This window comes from Pseudomonas sp. P2S-1 (assembly GCF_057197725.1).
Genome location: NZ_CM170068.1, coordinates 3,658,315 through 3,677,500 on the forward strand (window position 1 = coordinate 3,658,315; position 19,186 = coordinate 3,677,500).

The window sequence follows — 19,186 nt, forward strand, 5'->3', positions numbered from 1 at the left end:
GAATAAGCTGGACACCATGGTTCGCCTACTTTTCTGGATCGCCGTGATCGCTGCCGCCTTCTGGCTGTGGCGCAAGTTCAAGGTCGGCAATAACGCCTCCTCCTCGACCCCGCCTCAGGAAACCACCCTGAAGATGGTGCGTTGCGCCCATTGCGGCGTACACCTGCCGAATGACCGCGCCCTGCACCGCGGCAACGAGTGGTATTGCAGCACCGCTCACCTTGAACAAGGCCCCAGCGACAAGCGCTGAGGCCCTTCGGCTCAGATCACCTGCAAGCGTCCGGCCGGCGCGTAAGGCGCCGGGTCGATGATCGGCTCGTGCCCGCCGATCAGGTCGCTGAACAGTTGGCAGGAAGCAGGCGCCAGCACCAGGCCATTGCGGTAATGCCCGCAGTTCAGCCACAGCCCGTCGCAACCTGGAACCCGACCGATATAGGGCACGCCCTCAGGCGACCCCGGCCGCAACCCGGCCCAGTGCCCGACCAGCTCGGCATCGGCCAGCGCCGGTACCAGGTCGATGGCGGAAGCGCGCAGGCTTTCCAGTGCTTCGTCAGTCGGAGTCTTGTCGTAGCCGGCGTGTTCCAGGGTGCTTCCCACCAGGATATGACCATCGCGACGCGGAATCGCATAGCGTCCCTTGGCCAGGACCATGCTCGGCAGGAAATCCTCGGCGCACTTGAACAGGATCATCTGCCCCTTCACCGGCTCCACCGGTAGTTCGAAGCCCAGCGGGCGCAGCAGATCGCCGCTCCAGGCGCCAGCGGTCAGCACCACTTCATCAGCGGTGATGGCGCCTTCGGCCGTTTCCACACCCGCGATACGCTCGCCTTCGCGGATAAAGCCGGTGATCGCGCAATGCTCGTTCAGGGTGACGTTCGGCAGCGCCTGCAACGCCGCCTTGAGCGACTTGAGCAGTCGCGGATTGCGCACGTTGGCCACGCCAGCCATGTACACCGCACTCTCGAAGCCCGGGCCCAGCACCGGCACCGCGGCGTAGGCCTCGGAGACCGCGACCTTGCTCAACGGGCGCCCTTCCCTTGCGGCCCAGGCCAGCGCCTCGGCTTCATCGTCCAGATCCAGCCAGTACAGGCCGGTTACATGCACCTGCGGATCGATGCCGGTACTGGCATGCAGACGCTCGCCGAGCTGTGGATAAAAGTCCTGGGACCAGTGCGCCAGCGCAGTGACCGCCGGGCTGTAGCGCCATGGGTAAAGCGGCGAGACGATGCCACCGCCGGCCCAGGAGGATTCGCCGCCCAGTTCGCCCTTGTCGCAGACGATCACCCGATCGACCTGCGCGGCCAGATTGAACGCCGTCAGCAGGCCAATCACACCGCCACCCACAATCACCACTTGCTTGCTCATCTGTAGATCCAGTACCCGAAGTGAACCGCGACGCCACGCAGGCGCCATGAATGCCTTCAACCCTCCCAGCAGCCCTTGCCGGCATCCGCGTCGCTGCCGGGATTGGCGCGCACGCCACGGTGATCGAGTTCGAAATCGCCGCAGGCGTCGAAGGCCATGGGGCCACCCGGGCGCCGGGTGGCGCTCAGCAGGTAGCTGTCGGCTTCGCGCCGGGCATGCAGGCGGTAATGGGCGTTTCCGTCCGGCAGCGGGACAATCGACCCGTCAGTGTCGAGATAGCGGCCGGTGCGGGAATGGTGCTGCTCCAGGTGCTGCGCGCTTTCGTACAGGATCCCGGCTATTTCCGTGCGCGCGCCCTTGCGGACCATTTCGCTGTAGCTGGGGTAGGCAATGCCCGCCAGCATGCCCACCAGCGCGAGGACAATCAACACTTCGATCAGGCTCAGGCCATTCTGCGTGCGCTGCATCAAGACTCCCGTGGATGTTGGCGCCAGAGGATGCGGCGGGCGGGGCCGTGGTCGGGCGAGAGTGGCCAGGCCACGACGCTTTCCAGGGTGATCCGGGCCTGGCGCTCTTCGGCGATGGCGGTGATGCGGAACAGGGTGGCGGGGAGGTCTGCCGGCATGTGCGCGGCCTGGTCGGTCTGGCCGAGGTGTTCAATGAGGTAGCGGCCTGTGCCGAGCTGTTGCCAGCCGGATGGTGGCGTTGCGGGGAGGCGGGCTTCGGCTGTCGACAGGAGGTTTTCTGCGGCTTCGAAGGCCTGGAGCGAGGCCAGGTGGTTGCTGGCCATGCGGGTTTGCTGGGTGCTGGACTGGATGGCGAAAAGGCCGAGGATGCCCAACAGGACCAATAGAATCATGACCAGTGCCAGTACTGCGCCCCGCTGCATTTTTCTTGCCTGGCGCGGACCTGTGGGAGCTGGCTTGCCAGCGATAGCGGTGGTGAATTCACTATTGCAATCGCTGCGGTTCGGCGGTCCGACAAGCCAGCTCCCACAGGGTCCGTGTCGCTTTTGATTATTGGCCATTGCGCAGGACCACGGTGAGTTCATAGGTCTGCGGGCGGACCCGCTGCCCGGGATCCTCCAGCGTCAAGCTGAGCAGCATCCGATCATCATCCCGACGAACACCGAATCGCCCTATATTGTCGACCAGCACCGCACTACTGCCCCCACCGCCGAGCAATAGGCTACGACCGTCGAGTCGATAGATTTGCTGACGGATGGGCACCGCGAACTGGCCAGGGCCGGCGATTGCACGGCCTTTCAAAACGGTGGCACTGGCCAGACAATCAGTCACCAGCGTCCAGTCGGGAGCGCCAGCCAGCTCGCCCCATTCGGCTGCGACCAGCGTCAGGCTGCCCAGTCCACCATCGCTCGCCTGCTCAAGCCGCATCGCCTGCGCGAACAGCCGCGCCGTGTCCGCATCAGGAAAGCTCATCGCCTCCCGACGCAAACAACCAAACATGCCAGCCATGCGAATATCCCCGGCCATCCGGTGCAGCACCAGGCGCGCATCCTCCTGCAGCCGCGCCGCTGCCTCCTGCACTTTCCAACTGTGCAAGGCCCCGATGAACACCCGGCTGCCACCGAGTATCAGCAGCAACCCCAGGCTCATGGCAAGCAACACCTCGATCAGGCTGAACCCCGCCACCGATCTCATTGTGATATCCCCAGCTCGATGGACCGCAGCCCTCCCCCACCGCGCTCATCGCGCCAGCTCACCAGCACGCCATTTCCACGAAATACGCCGCGCCCGGACGCGCCAGCGAAGGCCTCGACCTGACGCTGCAGTTCGGCCTGATCACGCCCGTCGACACCCCGCGCCGAGCGCGCCCGCTCCAGCATCCCGTGAGCGATGACCGCCCCCTGGCTGACCATACGCGCACTGTCTGTCCCTTGCACCGAGCGCAGTTGCAGCCCCGCCGCCCCCAGCAGCCCAAGCGCCAGCACCACCTGCGCCACCATCACCTCGATCAGGGTCAATCCCCGCTGCTTCCTTGCCATCACCCGCCTCCTGCGAACTTTCCCCGGCACACTGCCAACCCGGCTGACTCGACACCACCCGCCCCGACGCCGGACCCTAAGCGAAGCACTTCCAGGGAGGAATGCACGATGAAGCAACAGGGCGTAACACTGATGCAGATGCTGTTTGCGGTTGGCCTGCTGGCCCTTCTGACGCAACTGGGAATATCGTCCTACAGCAAGATGAGCCACGACCTGCAACAGCAGGCCATCGCCGAGAGCCTCGCCCAAGCCCTGCGCGCCACGCGCAGCGAGGCCTTGCTGCGCAACCAGGTGGTCATGCTGCATGCATTGGAGGGTGATTGGAGCAACGGCTGGCAGATACGCCTGGAGCAGGGTCCGGAGCAGTTGTTACGGGAGTATTCGGCGAGGGGCGGTGTCAGGGTGATCGGCAATCAACCGGTCGCGCAGTGGGTGCGCTTCAGCGGCTTGGGCGTTCCGCTGCGTGAGGGCGGCGCTTTCCAGGCCGGGACCCTGCTGGTCTGCGGGGCGCCCGGACAGGAAAGCCTGTATCAGGTGCGCCTGTCGGCCAGCGGCCGGGTCAGGCTGCAGCATGCGCCGCCCGACCAGCCGCTGTGCGACGGCGACATCAGCTGACGGTACGGACCCGCAGTTCCTTGGGCATGGAGAAGGTGACATTCTCCTCGCGACCATCCAGCTCCTCCGCGCCGCTGGCACCCCAGTCGCGCAGTTGCTGGATCACGCCACGTACCAGGACTTCCGGGGCCGAGGCGCCGGCAGTGATGCCGACGCGCGCGACGCCATCGAACCAGGCGCGCTGCAGATCCTCGGCACCATCGATCAGGTAGGCCGGGGTGGACATGCGCTCAGCCAGTTCGCGCAGGCGGTTGGAGTTGGAGCTGTTCGGGCTGCCGACCACCAGGACCACGTCGCACTCGTCGGCCAGTTGCTTGACCGCATCCTGACGGTTCTGGGTGGCGTAGCAGATGTCGTCCTTGCGCGGCCCACCGATACTCGGGAAACGGGTACGCAGGGCATCGATCACGCGGCTGGTGTCATCCATCGACAGCGTGGTCTGGGTCACGAACGCCAGTTTCTCGGGGTTACGCACCTCGAGTTTGGCGACATCGTCCTCGTCTTCGACCAGGTAGATCGAGCCGCCATTGCTGTCGTCGTACTGACCCATGGTGCCTTCGACTTCCGGGTGCCCGGCGTGGCCGATCAGGATGCATTCCTTGCCGTCGCGGCTGTAGCGGGCGACTTCGATGTGTACCTTGGTCACCAGCGGACAGGTGGCGTCGAACACCTTCAGGCCGCGGCCTGCCGCCTCCTGGCGCACGGCCTGGGAAACGCCATGGGCACTGAAGATGACGATGACGTCGTCCGGCACCTGATCCAGCTCTTCGACGAAGATGGCGCCGCGGGCGCGCAGGTCTTCGACGACGAACTTGTTGTGCACCACTTCGTGGCGCACATAGATCGGCGGCCCGAAGACCTCCAGCGCCCGGTTGACGATTTCGATCGCCCGGTCCACGCCGGCGCAGAAGCCACGAGGGTTGGCGAGTTTGATCTGCATGAGGAACTCCCGGCTCAGAGAGCCTTCACTTCAAGGATTTCCACCTCGAAGGTCAGGGTCTTGCCAGCCAGTGGATGGTTGAAGTCGACGGTCACCTGGGCGTCGTCGAAGGCTTTCACCACACCTGGCAGCTCGGCATTGGCGGCATCGTTGAAGATGACCAGCAGGCCTTCGGACAGCTCCATGTCCTGGAACTGCGAACGCGGCATGACCTGCACGTTCTGCGGGTTGGGCTGGCCGAAGGCATTCTCCGGGGCCACGGTGACGTTGCGCTTGTCACCGGCCTTGAAACCGAAGATCGCCGCTTCGAAACCGGGCAGCAGGTTGCCGTCGCCGACCTTGAAGACCGCCGGAGCCTTGTCGAAGGTGCTGTCGACGGTATCGCCGTTTTCCAGATGCAGGGCGAAGTGCAGGGTGACTTCGGTGTTCTGGCCGATACGGATGTCACTCATGGACAGGTTCTCCGGACTTTTTGCTCTTGAACATATCCAGCGCCAGCATCACCGCACCAACGGTAATGGCGCTGTCGGCCAGGTTGAAGGCCGGGAAGTACCAGCGGTTCTGCCAGTGCACGAGGATGAAGTCGATCACATGGCCGAGGGCGACCCGGTCGTACAGGTTGCCCAGGGCACCACCGAGGACCAGGGACAGGGCGATCGCCAGCCAGGTTTCGTCACGCCCCAGGCGCTTGAGCCAGACTACCAGCACCGCGCTGACCACCACGGCGATCAGGGCGAACAGCCAGCGCTGCCAGCCGGAGCTGTCGGCCAGGAAGCTGAACGCCGCGCCGGTGTTGTAGGCCAGGGTCCAGCTGAAGTAGTCGGGAATGACTACGATCTGCTGGTACATGCTCAGCGAGTTTTCGAAATGGAACTTGCTGGCCTGGTCGAGGACCAGGACCAGCACGCTCAGCCAGAGCCAGGCGAGGCGGCCGAACCGCCCCGCAGACGCATTAGGCATAGTGGCGCACCTCGCCGTTGCCGCTGATGTTGTCAACGCAACGACCGCAGATTTCCGGGTGCTCCGGGTTGACCCCGACATCCGGACGGAAGTGCCAGCAACGACCGCACTTCACGTAGCCGGACTTGACCACCTTCAACTTGAGGCCGGCGACTTCGGTAACCACCGCATCGGCAGGCGCTTCGACGAACGGCGCGACGCTGGCGGCGGAGGTGATCAACACGAAGCGCAGCTCGTTGCCCAGCTTGGTCAGGTCGTTGCCCAGGGCCTCGTCGGCGAACAGGGTCACTTCGGCCTGCAGGTTGCCACCGATGGCCTTGGCCGCACGCTGGTTCTCCAGTTCCTTGTTGACCGCGGTCTTCACCGCCATCACGCGATCCCAGTAGGCGCGATCCAGCTCGGTGCCTTCCGGCAGCTCGGTCAGGCCCTGGTACCAGGTGTTGAGCATCACCGATTCGTTGCGCTCGCCAGGCAGGTACTGCCACAGCTCGTCCGCGGTGAACGACAGGATCGGCGCGATCCAGCGCACCAGCGCTTCGGCGATGTGGTACAGCGCGGTCTGGCAGGAGCGGCGGGCGACGCTGTTGGCGCCGGTGGTGTACTGGCGGTCCTTGATGATGTCGAGGTAGAAGCCACCCAGCTCCTGCACGCAGAAGTTGTGGATCTTCGAGTAGACGTTCCAGAAGCGGTATTCGCCGTAGTGCTCTTCCAGCTCGCGCTGCAGCAGCAGGGTACGGTCGACGGCCCAGCGGTCCAGGGCCAGCATGTCTTCGGCCGGCAGCAGGTCGCGGGCCGGATCGAAGCCGGACAGGTTGGAAAGCAGGAAGCGCGCGGTGTTGCGGATGCGGCGATAGGCATCGGCGCTGCGCTGGAGGATCTGGTCGGAAACGGCCATCTCGCCCGAGTAGTCGGTGGCGGAAACCCACAGGCGCATGATGTCGGCACCCAGGGTGTCGTTGACCTTCTGCGGCTCGATAGTGTTGCCCAGCGACTTGGACATCTTGCGGCCGTTTTCGTCGACGGTGAAGCCGTGGGTCAGCAGCTCGCGATACGGCGCGTGGTTGTCGATGGCGCAACCGGTCAGCAGCGACGAGTGGAACCAGCCGCGGTGCTGGTCGGAGCCTTCCAGGTACAGGTCGGCGCGCGGGCCGGTCTCGTGGCCGATGTTGTGCGAGCCACGCAGCACGTGCCAGTGGGTGGTGCCGGAGTCGAACCAGACGTCGAGGGTGTCGGCGATCTTGTCGTACTGGCCGGCTTCGTCACCGAGCAGTTCGGCGGCGTCCATCTTGAACCAGGCTTCGATGCCTTCCTGTTCGACACGCTTGGCCACTTCTTCCATCAGCTCGACGGTGCGCGGGTGCAGCTCGCCGGTCTGCTTGTGCAGGAAGAACGGGATCGGTACGCCCCAGTTGCGCTGGCGCGAGATGCACCAGTCGGGACGGTTGGCGATCATCGAGTGCAGGCGCGCCTGGCCCCAGGCCGGGACGAACTTGGTGTCCTCGATGGCTTTCAGGGCGCGTTCACGCAGGGTGTCGCCGTTGTTCGGTTGCTTGTCCATGCCGACGAACCACTGCGCGGTGGCGCGGTAGATCAGCGGGGTCTTGTGGCGCCAGCAGTGCATGTAGCTGTGGCTGATGGTCTCGGTGAACATCAGCGCGCCGACTTCGGCCAGCTTCTCGACGATGTGCGGGTTGGCTTTCCAGATGAACTGGCCGCCGAAGAACTCCAGGGAGTCGACATAGACACCGTTGCTCTGCACCGGGGTCAGGATATCGTCGTTGACCATGCCGTAGCGCTTGCAGGTGACGAAGTCGTCCTCGCCGTAAGCCGGGGCGGAGTGAACCACGCCGGTACCGGCGCCCAGCTCGACGTACTCGGCCAGGTAGATGGGCGACAGGCGGTCGTACAGCGGGTGACGGAAGTTGATCAGCTCCAGGGCCGAACCCGGCGCGGTGGCAATCACCGAGCCTTCCAGGGAGAAGCGCTTGAGGCATGACTCGACCAGCTCTTCGGCGAGGATCAGCAGCTTGTCGCCGACGTCGACCAGGGCGTAGGTGAATTCCGGATGGATGTTCAGCGCCTGGTTGGCCGGGATGGTCCACGGGGTGGTGGTCCAGATCACGATGGAAGCTGGTTTTGCCAGGCTGGCCAGGCCGAAGGCGCTGGCCAGCTTGTCTTCATCGACGGCCTTGAAGGCGACGTCGATGGTCTGGGATTTCTTGTCGGCGTACTCGACTTCCGCTTCGGCCAGGGCCGAACCGCAATCGAAGCACCAGTTGACCGGTTTCAGGCCCTTGAATACGAAGCCGTGCTTGACCATTTCGGCCAGGGCACGGATTTCACCCGCCTCGTTGGCGAAGTCCATGGTCTTGTACGGGTTGTCCCAGTCACCCAGCACGCCCAGGCGGATGAACTCGGCCTTCTGGCCTTCGATCTGCTCGGCGGCGTAGGCACGGCACAGTTCGCGGGTCTTGTCCGCGGTCAGGTTCTTGCCGTGGGTGACCTCGACCTTGTGCTCGATCGGCAGGCCGTGGCAGTCCCAGCCCGGAACATAAGGCGCGTCGAAGCCCGACAGGGTCTTCGAGCGGATGATCATGTCCTTGAGGATCTTGTTGAGCGCGTGACCGATGTGAATCTTGCCGTTGGCATAGGGAGGACCGTCGTGCAGGACGAACTTCGGACGATCCTTGCCAATCTCACGCAGTTTCCGGTACAGGCCAATACTGTCCCAGCGCTGCAGGATCTGCGGTTCGCGCTGTGGCAGGCCGGCCTTCATCGGGAAGGCGGTGTCCGGAAGGTTTAGCGTGGCTTTATAGTCGGTCATTTCAGGCTCTTGGTTAGCGGTTGAGCGTGCCAATGGGCACGAGCGGCGGCGATATCCGCGTCGATCGCCGACTTGAGCGCCTCCAGGGAGGCGAAGCGCTGCTCTTCGCGCAGCTTGTGGTGGAATTCCACCGTCAGGCGCCGGCCATACAGATCACCGGCGAAATCCAGCAAATGCACTTCCAGGTGGGCGCTGCCGTCGCCGGCAACGGTCGGGCGCACGCCGATATTGGCGACCCCGGGCCACACCTTGCCGTCTATTTCAGCGCTGACCAGGTAGACCCCGGTCAGCGGCACGCGACGGCGCTTGAGTTGTACGTTGGCGGTGGGCGTACCCAACTGCCGTGCGAGCTTCTGGCCATGCAGGACCCGCCCGCGAATACGGAACGGCCGGCCCAGCAGGCGCTCGGCCAGGGCGAAGTCCGCCGCGGCCAGGGCATCGCGGACCTGGGTGCTGCTGACCCGCAGGCCATCCAGCTCCACCGTCTGCGCCGCTTCGACGCTGAAGCCGTGGCGCTGGCCGGCGTCCTGCAGGAAAGCGAAGTCGCCCAGGCGGTCGCAGCCGAAGCGGAAGTCGTCACCGACCTCGAGGTGCTTCACGCCGAGGCCGTCGACCAGGATGGTCTCGACGAACGCGTCGGCACTGAGCTTGCTCAGGCGCTGGTTGAAGGCCAGGCACAGGACCCGGTCGACACCTTCGGCGGCCAGCAGGGCGACCTTGTCGCGCAGGCGGGCCAGGCGGGCCGGGGCGGTGTCCGGGGCGAAGTACTCACGCGGCTGTGGTTCGAAAATCACCACGCAGCTGGGTACGCCCAGCTCCACCGCGCGCTCACGCAAACGGGCCAGGATAGCCTGGTGACCGCGGTGAACACCGTCGAAGTTGCCGATAGTAGCAACGCAGCCCCGATGCCGGGGGCGAAGGTTTTGAAGGCCTCGAACCAGCTGCATAACGCGCTTCTTGCTCATAAAGTGGTCGATTATAACCATACCCGGGCGCTGACGACAGGCAGCAGCGCGTTGCCAGGACGCCGATTTCGCGAAACCGACGCCTGACCCGCGCCGTCCGTCAGTGCAGCGCCTTGCGGGCGAAGTCCCGGGGGCGGAAGCCGAACAGGAACAGGCTGCCGAAATAGGTCACCACGCCCGCAGCGATCAGGGCGCCAAGGCGCAGGAAGCGCATCAGCATCTCCCCTTCTGCCCAGGGCGGCATGAAATGCATGCCGACCAGCAGTACGGCGGACATCAGCAACACCGCGATCACCAGCTTGACCAGGAAACCGGTCCAGCCCGGCTGCGGCTCGAACAGGCGCTGCTGGCGCAGTTTCCAGTACAGCAGGCCCGCGTTGAGGCACGCACCGACGCTGATCGCCAGGGCCAGCCCGGCGTGCTGCAACGGGCCGATGAACACCAGGTTGAGCAGTTGCGTGGAGACCAGGGTAAAGAGCGCGATCTTCACGGGAGTACGGATGTTCTGCTGGGCATAGAAGCCGGGCGCCAGGACCTTGATCATGATGATGCCGAGCAGGCCGACCGAATAGGCGATCAGCGCGCGCTGGGTCATCTGCGCATCGAAGGCGCTGAACTTGCCGTACTGGAACAGGGCGACGGTCAGCGGCTCGGCGAGGATCGCCAGGGCCAGGGAGCATGGCAGCACCAGCAGGAAGCACAGGCGCAGGCCCCAGTCGAGGATCTGCGAGTACTGCTGGCGGTCCTTGTTGGCGTAGGTCTTGGCCAGGGTCGGCAGGAGGATGGTGCCCAGGGCCACGCCAAGGACGCCGGACGGCAGCTCCATCAGGCGGTCGGCGTAGTACATCCAGGAGACCGAGCCGGCCACCAGGAACGAGGCGAAGATGGTGTTGATGATCAGCGAGATCTGGCTGACCGAGACCCCGAGGATCGCCGGAAGCATCTGTTTCATCACGCGCCAGACACCGGTGTCGCGCAGGTTCAGGCGCGGCAGCACGAGCATGCCGATCCTTTTCAGGTGCGGCAGCTGATAAAGAAGCTGCAACACGCCGCCGGCCAGCACCGCCCAGCCCAGGGCCATCACCGGTGGATCGAAGTACGGCGTGAGGAACAGCGCGAAGAAGATCATCGCGACGTTGAGCAGGGTCGGCACGAAGGCCGGGACCGAGAAGCGGTTCCAGGTATTGAGGATCGCGCCGGCCAGGGATGACAGCGAGATCAGCAATATATAAGGAAAGGTCACACGCAGCAGGTCGGTGGTCAGCTGGAATTTTTCCGGACTGTCGACGAAGCCCGGCGCAGTGGCCCAGACGATCCACGGGGCCGCCAGTATGCCGAGCGCAGTCACCACCGCCAGGGCCAGGGTCAGCAGGCCGGATACGTAGGCGATGAAGGTGCGGGTCGCTTCCTCGCCTTGCTGGGTCTTGTACTCGGCCAGGATCGGCACGAAAGCCTGGGAGAAGGCGCCCTCGGCGAAGATCCGGCGCAGCAGGTTGGGCAGCTTGAAGGCGATGAAGAAGGCGTCGGTGGCCACGCCGGCGCCGAAGATACGGGCCAGGATGGTGTCACGGACGAAGCCCAGCACCCGCGAGACCATGGTGATCGAGCTGACCGCAGCCAGGGATTTGAGGAGATTCATCGAAAGTTTTTCACGCCGTTGGATGAAGTGCAGGCCGAACGTCATTCGGATGTGCAATAATGCGCGCCGCGCAAAACAGGCAGCGCAAAAGCTCCCGAGTTTACAGGTCGTGCACCAGAAGGGAATCATCCCGATGGAGAATGACCACCGAGCGGTTACCCGTTCGTGGCCTTGACAAGCAGTCAACTCATCGGCATGATTCGCGGCCTATTTTGTTTGCTATTTACCAAGTCTTTCGAGGAGCTCGACGGTGGCCAACTCACCTTCCGCCAAAAAACGTGCAAAACAGGCTGAGAAGCGTCGCAGCCACAACGCCAGCCTGCGTTCCATGGTTCGTACCTACATCAAGAATGTAGTTAAAGCCATCGACGCAAAAGACGCCGAAAAAGCGCAAGCTGCTTACATCCTGGCTGTACCTGTAATCGACCGTATGGCCGACAAGGGTATCATCCACAAGAACAAGGCTGCTCGCCATAAAGGCCGTCTGAATGGCCACATCAAGGCGCTGAAAGCTGCTGCCTAAGCGACAAGCTTGTTAAAAAACCGACCTCAGGGTCGGTTTTTTATTGCCTGGGATTTGAGCTCCAAGCTTCAAGCCGCAAGTCATAAGTAAAAGCTGGCCAGCACCGCGCCCGCTCCTACTTATGACTTGCAGCTTAAAGCTTGTAGCTTTACTTACCGATCGGAATCTTCGGCGCCCATTGCAGCCAGTCTTCTTCCGCCTTCTCGAACAAGGCGAAGGTCTGCTGCGGCAAGGCCGGCTTGCCCATCTGCTCGCCTTCAGGCGTGGCGAAGGCGATACCGCCCTGGATCATGGTTTCCAGGGACTCGGTGCGGATGGTCGCCCCCTTGATCAAACCGAACTCGAAGCCGAAGCCGCTGGTGTTCCAGAAACGGCTGCCGCCACGCACCAGGGGAACGTAACGCGGCTCGATCAGGATATGGATCAGCACGCGGTCAGCCGTCTGCCCCAACTCGAAACCTGTCACCTTGCCCACGGGAATCTCCCGGTAGGTCACCGGCACACCCGGCTTGATCGACCCGCGCCTTGGCGCACTCAAGACCAGGGCCAGCCCCTGCGGCGCTCCGATGACCTCCGGCGCCTCGGGCAATGCCGTGAACTCGCGCTGCGACCCCTTGTTCTGTGCTGCCGGCTGGACTTCGAGGTACTGTCCGGTGATCAGGGTGCCAAGGTTCTCCGTCTTGACGATCCCCAGCGCCGGCTTGACCACCCAGAACTGCGTGCCCACCCGCGCAATACGTTCAGGCACCTCGGTGATCCGCGCCTTGAGCAGCACGGATTGCAGGTCCGCGCTCAGATCGACCGCCTCGACCTTGCCAACATCCAGGCCCTTGAAGCGAATCGGCGTGCCCACCTTCAGGCCATCGGCATCCGCCACCTTGATGGTGACTGGAATACCCGAAAGGTTGGCGGCCTCCTGGCTTTCATTCAGGCGGAAGGTAGGAATCTTCCGTTTAAGCGGTACGTTCGGCTTGGGCGTATCGAAGGAAATACCGCCGGCCATCAGGCTTTGCAGCGACTCGCTCTTGATCTGGATACCCGACAGGCCACCGGTCAGGGTGATACCGCTGGCATTCCAGAAGCGCGTCGAGCCATTGACCAGGTTGGCGTACTCCGGCTCGATATGGACGCCGATCAGCAGGCGTTTCTCGTGCTTGCGCGAGAACTGGTAGCTCTGCACGGTACCGACCTTGACCTGGCGGTAGAGGACCGGGCTTCCGACCTCCAGCGAACCCAGGTTCTCGCTGAACAGCACCAGGTGCAGACCCGGCGCCTTCAGGTCGAGGGGTGGTGCCTTGGCCCGGGCTTCGAACTCGCGCTGCGGCGCGGCGCCCTTGTCGCCTGGGCGCACGGCAATGTAGTTACCCTTCACCAACGCTTCCAGGCCAGTGATGCCCGCGAGGGAAATCGACGGCTTGACCACCCAGAACTGGGTGCCCTGCACCAGGTAATCCTCGGCCAGCGGGTCGAGGGTCAGTTCGGCCATTGCGCTATTCAGATCGGATTCGACCTTCAGGGTTTTCAGGGTACCGACCTGGATGCCCTTGTACATCACCGGGGTACGGCCTTCCTGCAGGCCTTCGAAGTCGCTCAGCTTGACCTTTACCCGGATACCAGCCTGGGCCGCGTCGAAGTCCTCGTACAGACGGAACGGCAGGCTCGGGTCCGTGGGCGGGCTGTCCTTGCGGTGCTCAGGCGTGGCGAAGGCGATACCGCCGGCGACGATGCTGGCCAGCGACTCGCTGCGGATCTTCACCCCGGACAGGCTGGCATCGACGCTCACACCACTGGCATTCCAGAAACGCGTGTGCTTGCGCACCAGGGAGGCGTAGGCAGGCTCGATGAAGACCTTGATCTCCACCGTGCCCTGGTCTTCAGCAAGGCGATAACTCTTCACCCGGCCGACCTGGATCTGCTTGTAGAACACCGGACTGTCGCGATTGAGCGAACCCAGGCGGTCCGCCTTGAGCGTCAGGTGCAGACCCGGCTCGCTGTCGGACAGCGGCGGCGCCTCCGGCAAGGCGACGAAGTTCTTGGTCGGCTCGCCATCACCCGGACTGACGGCAATATAGTTGCCGGAGACCAGCGTCTCCAGACCCGTGATACCCGCCAGCGTGACACTGGGCTTGACCAGCCAGAAGCGCGTATTGGTCCGCAGATGGGGCTCGGCGGCAGCATTCATCTCGATGGTGGCGACCACCCCGGCATCGCTGCCCTTGGCATCCAGTACCAGGCTTTTGACCTTGCCGACCGGCATGCCCTTGTAGACCACCTCGGTCTTGTTGGCGACGATACCGTCGCCGCTCTTGAAGCGAACCTCGATGTTCACCCCCGAATCCCGGTAAGCCTGCCAGCCAAGCCAGCCGCCGATCAGCAGGGCGATCAAAGGCAAAATCCAGATGGCCGACCAGTTCGAGGCTGGCCGGGTTCTAGCCGTAGGCAAATCGTCACTCATGGTCGTCGTCCGACTCCGTGTTATCCCAGATCAGTCGGGGATCGAAAGTTACTGCTGCAAACATCGTCAGTATCACCACACTGGCAAAGGCAACAGCCCCCAGGTTGGCTTCGACGCTGGCGATGCGCCCGAAATTCACTACTGCCACTAGAATGGCGATGACGAAGATATCCAGCATCGACCAACGCCCGATGAACTCGATGAAACGGTACATCAGGATGCGCTGGCGAGCGGACAAGGGTTGATGGCGCTGTACCGAATAAAGCAGCAGGGCAATACCGACCAATTTGAAGGTCGGCACCAGGATACTGGCAATGAACACCACCGCGGCGATCGGCAGCATGCCGTGCTTCATCAGGGTGATCACGCCGGACATGATGGTGTCCGGACTGCCCTGGCCCAAGGTACTGACGGTCATGATCGGCAGGACATTGGCCGGGATATAGAGAATCGCCGCGGTCAGCAGCAACGCCCAGGTACGCACCAGGCTGTTGGGGCGCCGCGCATGCACGATCGCGCCGCAGCGTGTGCAGACCTGCGAACGAGCATCCGGCTCCTGATGATTGAGCTGGTGGCATTCGCAACAAATAAGGATTCCGGCATCAATCGCCCGCATGCAGGTCTTCTCCCGACAAAGCCACCCAGATCTGGTGTGGCGACATCACTATTTCCAGCCAGACCTGAACCAGCAAAAGACTGATAAAACACGCCAGGCCCAGGCCAAGGCTTAGTTCGGCCAGGTCCACCAGCTTGACGATCGCCACCAGCACACCCATGAAGTACACCTCGAGCATGCCCCAGTCGCGCAGGTGGTGATAAATGCGATAGAGCAGCAATCCGTAGCTTCTTCCGATGTTCCAGCGAATGCTGAGCAACACGGCAAGCTGGCACAGCAACTTGAGTAGCGGTATCGCCATGCTGCAGAGAAACACCACCACGGCGATACCACGCATGCCAGAGTCATACAGACCAAGCACACCGCTCCACACGGTGTCATCCGCATTCTGCCCCAATAGATGGAGCTGCATGATTGGCAGGAAGTTCGCCGGGACGTACAGCATTAAAGCAGCCAGGACGAGCGCCAGGCTACGATCGACGACATTGTGCCTGTGGGCATACAGCTCATAGCCACAACGGGGGCAGTGGGCCTTTTCGTCGCGCTTGAGCACCGGTTTGCGCATCAGCAGGTCGCACTCGTGACAGGCCACCAGTTCGTCCAGCGGCAGATTCGCGAGGGGCCGGGAGTCGGCAGGATCGGACATAGGAAAATTCTGAATGACGGCGTCGGGGTCTATTCTAGTGCGCCCGTTCCGATTTGTGGGGAGGATAGAAAGACAAAACCCCTACCTGCATACGCAGATAGGGGTTTCGGAATTGAATCTTGACGATGACCTACTCTCACATGGAGAAGCTCCACACTACCATCGGCGATGCATCGTTTCACTGCTGAGTTCGGGATGGGATCAGGTGGTTCCAATGCTCTATGGTCGTCAAGAAATTCTGTGTGCCAAATCGTCTTTCGACGCTTCAGCAAATCGGGTATGTGACATTTGTGGTTTGCACGAACTTTCGGTTCATTGCGTCTTCACCACCACAATTCGGCTTACGCGCAAATTGCTTGGGTGTTATATGGTCAAGCCTCACGGGCAATTAGTATTGGTTAGCTCAACGCCTCACAGCGCTTACACACCCAACCTATCAACGTCGTAGTCTTCGACGGCCCTTCAGGGAACTCAAGGTTCCAGTGAGATCTCATCTTGAGGCAAGTTTCCCGCTTAGATGCTTTCAGCGGTTATCTCTTCCGAACATAGCTACCCGGCAATGCCACTGGCGTGACAACCGGAACACCAGAGGTTCGTCCACTCCGGTCCTCTCGTACTAGGAGCAGCCCCTCTCAAATCTCAAACGTCCACGGCAGATAGGGACCGAACTGTCTCACGACGTTCTAAACCCAGCTCGCGTACCACTTTAAATGGCGAACAGCCATACCCTTGGGACCGGCTTCAGCCCCAGGATGTGATGAGCCGACATCGAGGTGCCAAACACCGCCGTCGATATGAACTCTTGGGCGGTATCAGCCTGTTATCCCCGGAGTACCTTTTATCCGTTGAGCGATGGCCCTTCCATACAGAACCACCGGATCACTAAGACCTACTTTCGTACCTGCTCGACGTGTCTGTCTCGCAGTCAAGCGCGCTTTTGCCTTTATACTCTACGACCGATTTCCGACCGGTCTGAGCGCACCTTCGTACTCCTCCGTTACTCTTTAGGAGGAGACCGCCCCAGTCAAACTACCCACCATACACTGTCCTCGATCCGGATAACGGACCTGAGTTAGAACCTCAAAGTTGCCAGGGTGGTATTTCAAGGATGGCTCCACGCGAACTGGCGTCCACGCTTCAAAGCCTCCCACCTATCCTACACAAGCAAATTCAAAGTCCAGTGCAAAGCTATAGTAAAGGTTCACGGGGTCTTTCCGTCTAGCCGCGGATACACTGCATCTTCACAGCGATTTCAATTTCACTGAGTCTCGGGTGGAGACAGCGCCGCCATCGTTACGCCATTCGTGCAGGTCGGAACTTACCCGACAAGGAATTTCGCTACCTTAGGACCGTTATAGTTACGGCCGCCGTTTACCGGGGCTTCGATCAAGAGCTTCGCGTTAGCTAACCCCATCAATTAACCTTCCGGCACCGGGCAGGCGTCACACCCTATACGTCCACTTTCGTGTTTGCAGAGTGCTGTGTTTTTAATAAACAGTCGCAGCGGCCTGGTATCTTCGACCGGCATGGGCTTACGGAGCAAGTCCTTCACCCTCGCCGGCGCACCTTCTCCCGAAGTTACGGTGCCATTTTGCCTAGTTCCTTCACCCGAGTTCTCTCAAGCGCCTTGGTATTCTCTACCCAACCACCTGTGTCGGTTTGGGGTACGGTTCCCGGTTATCTGAAGCTTAGAAGCTTTTCTTGGAAGCATGGCATCAACCACTTCGTCGCCTAAAGGCAACTCGTCATCAGCTCTCGGCCTTGAAATCCCGGATTTACCTAAGATCCCAGCCTACCACCTTAAACTTGGACAACCAACGCCAAGCTGGCCTAGCCTTCTCCGTCCCTCCATCGCAATAACCGGAAGTACAGGAATATTAACCTGTTTTCCATCGACTACGCTTTTCAGCCTCGCCTTAGGGACCGACTAACCCTGCGTCGATTAACGTTGCGCAGGAAACCTTGGTCTTTCGGCGTGGGAGTTTTTCACTCCCATTGTCGTTACTCATGTCAGCATTCGCACTTCTGATACCTCCAGCAAGCTTCTCAACTCACCTTCACAGGCTTACAGAACGCTCCTCTACCGCATCACCTAAGTGATACCCGTAGCTTCGGTGCATGGTTTGAGCCCCGTTACATCTTCCGCGCAGGCCGACTCGACTAGTGAGCTATTACGCTTTCTTTAAAGGGTGGCTGCTTCTAAGCCAACCTCCTAGCTGTCTAAGCCTTCCCACATCGTTTCCCACTTAACCATGACTTTGGGACCTTAGCTGACGGTCTGGGTTGTTTCCCTTTTCACGACGGACGTTAGCACCCGCCGTGTGTCTCCCATGCTCGGCACTTCCAGGTATTCGGAGTTTGCATCGGTTTGGTAAGTCGGGATGACCCCCTAGCCGAAACAGTGCTCTACCCCCTGGAGTGATACATGAGGCGCTACCTAAATAGCTTTCGAGGAGAACCAGCTATCTCCGAGCTTGATTAGCCTTTCACTCCGATCCACAGGTCATCCGCTAACTTTTCAACGGTAGTCGGTTCGGTCCTCCAGTCAGTGTTACCTAACCTTCAACCTGCCCATGGATAGATCGCCCGGTTTCGGGTCTATACCCAGCGACTAAACGCCCTATTAAGACTCGCTTTCGCTACGCCTCCCCTATTCGGTTAAGCTCGCCACTGAATATAAGTCGCTGACCCATTATACAAAAGGTACGCAGTCACCTAACAAAGTAGGCTCCCACTGCTTGTACGCATACGGTTTCAGGTTCTATTTCACTCCCCTCTCCGGGGTTCTTTTCGCCTTTCCCTCACGGTACTGGTTCACTATCGGTCAGTCAGTAGTATTTAGCCTTGGAGGATGGTCCCCCCATATTCAGACAAAGTTTCTCGTGCTCCGTCCTACTCGATTTCATTGACAAGAGATTTTCGTGTACGGGGCTATCACCCACTATGGCGGCACTTTCCAGAGCCTTCCACTAATCTCAAATCAACTTAAGGGCTAGTCCCCGTTCGCTCGCCACTACTAAGGGAATCTCGGTTGATTTCTTTTCCTCAGGGTACTTAGATGTTTCAGTTCCCCTGGTTCGCCTCTTGCACCTATGTATTCAGTGCAAGATACTCAGCTTGTGCTGAGTGGGTTCCCCCATTCAGAGATCTCTGGATCACAGTCTGTTTGCCGACTCCCCAAAGCTTATCGCAGGCTACCACGTCTTTCATCGCCTCTGACTGCCAAGGCATCCACCGTATGCGCTTCTTCACTTGACCATATAACCCCAAGCAATCTGGTTATACTGTGAAGACGACATTCGCCGAAAATTCATGACAAAAACTCACAAATTTTACCTTAGCCTGAATCAACACCAGTGAAAGTGTCGTTCAGTCTATTTCTATCACATACCCAAATTTTTAAAGAACGGACCAGTCAACAAAGACTAGAAATCAACATTCGATGCGAATGCTCATTTCTAAGCTTTAATCAGGCGTTTCAAGCAGATTATGGTGGAGCCAAGCGGGATCGAACCGCTGACCTCCTGCGTGCAAGGCAGGCGCTCTCCCAGCTGAGCTATGGCCCCAGACTGAGGCTAACGTGTAACTTAATTGGTGGGTCTGGGCAGATTCGAACTGCCGACCTCACCCTTA

At 61.1% G+C, this 19,186-nt stretch carries 18 protein-coding genes, 2 tRNA genes and 2 rRNA genes (1 of these 22 cut by a window edge); 4 read left to right on the forward strand and 18 right to left on the reverse strand.

Going from position 1 to position 19,186, the window contains the following annotated elements:
• Positions 1 to 16 precede the first annotated feature (16 nt).
• Positions 17 to 250, forward strand: a complete 234-nt coding sequence (locus AC2CQI_RS16180) for a PP0621 family protein (protein ID WP_484577316.1) — start codon at positions 17 to 19, stop codon at positions 248 to 250.
• 11 nt (positions 251 to 261) lie between these two features.
• Here the strand turns inward: AC2CQI_RS16180 and thiO are convergent, their stop codons facing one another.
• The 5 genes from thiO to pilV all read right to left on the reverse strand — a co-directional run bounded on the left by thiO (position 262) and on the right by pilV (position 3,370).
• On the reverse strand, positions 262 to 1,365 hold the full coding sequence (thiO, locus tag AC2CQI_RS16185) for a glycine oxidase ThiO (RefSeq protein WP_075804461.1): 1,104 nt from the start codon (positions 1,363 to 1,365) through the stop codon (positions 262 to 264).
• 56 nt (positions 1,366 to 1,421) lie between these two features.
• The gene (locus AC2CQI_RS16190) at positions 1,422 to 1,832 is read right to left on the reverse strand and encodes a type IV pilin protein (protein WP_075804462.1); all 411 of its coding nucleotides are present in this window, start codon (positions 1,830 to 1,832) and stop codon (positions 1,422 to 1,424) included.
• Complete coding sequence (locus AC2CQI_RS16195) at positions 1,832 to 2,224, reverse strand: PilX N-terminal domain-containing pilus assembly protein (protein ID WP_178392023.1); 393 nt, start codon at positions 2,222 to 2,224, stop codon at positions 1,832 to 1,834. The genes AC2CQI_RS16190 and AC2CQI_RS16195 overlap by 1 nt, the downstream gene beginning before the upstream one ends.
• 157 nt (positions 2,225 to 2,381) lie before the next feature.
• A complete protein-coding gene (locus tag AC2CQI_RS16200) occupies positions 2,382 to 3,026 on the reverse strand; it encodes a PilW family protein (RefSeq protein WP_484577317.1) in 645 nt (214 codons plus the stop codon).
• The gene (gene pilV, locus AC2CQI_RS16205; protein WP_484577318.1) at positions 3,023 to 3,370 is read right to left on the reverse strand and encodes a type IV pilus modification protein PilV; all 348 of its coding nucleotides are present in this window, start codon (positions 3,368 to 3,370) and stop codon (positions 3,023 to 3,025) included. The genes AC2CQI_RS16200 and pilV overlap by 4 nt, the downstream gene beginning before the upstream one ends.
• 108 nt (positions 3,371 to 3,478) lie before the next feature.
• On the opposite strand from pilV, the gene AC2CQI_RS16210 reads away from it, so the two are divergent.
• Positions 3,479 to 3,985, forward strand: coding sequence for a GspH/FimT family pseudopilin (locus AC2CQI_RS16210; protein WP_484577319.1), 507 nt, complete (start codon positions 3,479 to 3,481; stop codon positions 3,983 to 3,985).
• Here the strand turns inward: AC2CQI_RS16210 and ispH are convergent.
• From ispH to ribF, 5 genes are read right to left on the reverse strand one after another with little or no spacing between them, the layout of a single operon-like run.
• Positions 3,978 to 4,925, reverse strand: coding sequence for a 4-hydroxy-3-methylbut-2-enyl diphosphate reductase (gene ispH, locus AC2CQI_RS16215; protein WP_484577320.1), 948 nt, complete (start codon positions 4,923 to 4,925; stop codon positions 3,978 to 3,980). The genes AC2CQI_RS16210 and ispH overlap by 8 nt on opposite strands.
• A 14-nt stretch (positions 4,926 to 4,939) precedes the next feature.
• A complete protein-coding gene (gene fkpB, locus AC2CQI_RS16220) occupies positions 4,940 to 5,377 on the reverse strand; it encodes an FKBP-type peptidyl-prolyl cis-trans isomerase (RefSeq protein ID WP_075804468.1) in 438 nt (145 codons plus the stop codon).
• A complete protein-coding gene (gene lspA / locus AC2CQI_RS16225; RefSeq protein WP_075804469.1) occupies positions 5,370 to 5,885 on the reverse strand; it encodes a signal peptidase II in 516 nt (171 codons plus the stop codon). The genes fkpB and lspA overlap by 8 nt, the downstream gene beginning before the upstream one ends.
• Positions 5,878 to 8,709 carry an isoleucine--tRNA ligase gene (ileS, locus tag AC2CQI_RS16230; protein ID WP_484577321.1) on the reverse strand — a complete coding sequence of 944 codons (2,832 nt, stop codon included), beginning with the start codon at positions 8,707 to 8,709 and terminating at the stop codon, positions 5,878 to 5,880. The genes lspA and ileS overlap by 8 nt, the downstream gene beginning before the upstream one ends.
• Positions 8,706 to 9,656, reverse strand: a complete 951-nt coding sequence (gene ribF / locus AC2CQI_RS16235; protein WP_075804471.1) for a bifunctional riboflavin kinase/FAD synthetase — start codon at positions 9,654 to 9,656, stop codon at positions 8,706 to 8,708. The genes ileS and ribF overlap by 4 nt, the downstream gene beginning before the upstream one ends.
• Between ribF and AC2CQI_RS16240 the strand changes: the two genes are divergently transcribed.
• The gene (locus AC2CQI_RS16240) at positions 9,564 to 9,761 is read left to right on the forward strand and encodes a hypothetical protein (protein WP_178392021.1); all 198 of its coding nucleotides are present in this window, start codon (positions 9,564 to 9,566) and stop codon (positions 9,759 to 9,761) included. The genes ribF and AC2CQI_RS16240 overlap by 93 nt on opposite strands.
• 13 nt (positions 9,762 to 9,774) lie before the next feature.
• On the opposite strand, the gene murJ is transcribed toward AC2CQI_RS16240, so the two are convergent.
• Entirely contained in the window at positions 9,775 to 11,313 is a 1,539-nt protein-coding gene (gene murJ, locus AC2CQI_RS16245; RefSeq protein WP_484577322.1) for a murein biosynthesis integral membrane protein MurJ, read from the reverse strand.
• A gap of 250 nt (positions 11,314 to 11,563) precedes the next feature.
• Between murJ and rpsT the strand changes: the two genes are divergently transcribed.
• Positions 11,564 to 11,836 (forward strand): 30S ribosomal protein S20, encoded by a 273-nt coding sequence (gene rpsT, locus AC2CQI_RS16250; protein WP_009403531.1) that lies wholly within the window; start codon positions 11,564 to 11,566, stop codon positions 11,834 to 11,836.
• 148 nt (positions 11,837 to 11,984) lie between these two features.
• Here the strand turns inward: rpsT and AC2CQI_RS16255 are convergent, their stop codons facing one another.
• From AC2CQI_RS16255 to AC2CQI_RS16285, 7 genes are all read right to left on the reverse strand, one after another.
• Entirely contained in the window at positions 11,985 to 14,291 is a 2,307-nt protein-coding gene (locus tag AC2CQI_RS16255) for a PqiB family protein (protein ID WP_484577323.1), read from the reverse strand.
• Positions 14,284 to 14,907, reverse strand: a complete 624-nt coding sequence (locus AC2CQI_RS16260; RefSeq protein ID WP_075804473.1) for a paraquat-inducible protein A — start codon at positions 14,905 to 14,907, stop codon at positions 14,284 to 14,286. The genes AC2CQI_RS16255 and AC2CQI_RS16260 overlap by 8 nt, the downstream gene beginning before the upstream one ends.
• Complete coding sequence (locus AC2CQI_RS16265) at positions 14,894 to 15,553, reverse strand: paraquat-inducible protein A (RefSeq protein ID WP_075804474.1); 660 nt, start codon at positions 15,551 to 15,553, stop codon at positions 14,894 to 14,896. The genes AC2CQI_RS16260 and AC2CQI_RS16265 overlap by 14 nt, the downstream gene beginning before the upstream one ends.
• 117 nt (positions 15,554 to 15,670) lie before the next feature.
• Positions 15,671 to 15,786, reverse strand: a 5S ribosomal RNA gene (gene rrf / locus AC2CQI_RS16270).
• A gap of 134 nt (positions 15,787 to 15,920) precedes the next feature.
• A 23S ribosomal RNA gene (locus tag AC2CQI_RS16275) occupies positions 15,921 to 18,811 on the reverse strand.
• 232 nt (positions 18,812 to 19,043) lie between these two features.
• A tRNA-Ala gene (locus tag AC2CQI_RS16280) sits at positions 19,044 to 19,119 on the reverse strand.
• 26 nt (positions 19,120 to 19,145) lie between these two features.
• A tRNA-Ile gene (locus AC2CQI_RS16285) sits at positions 19,146 to 19,186 on the reverse strand; it runs 36 nt beyond the window's last position.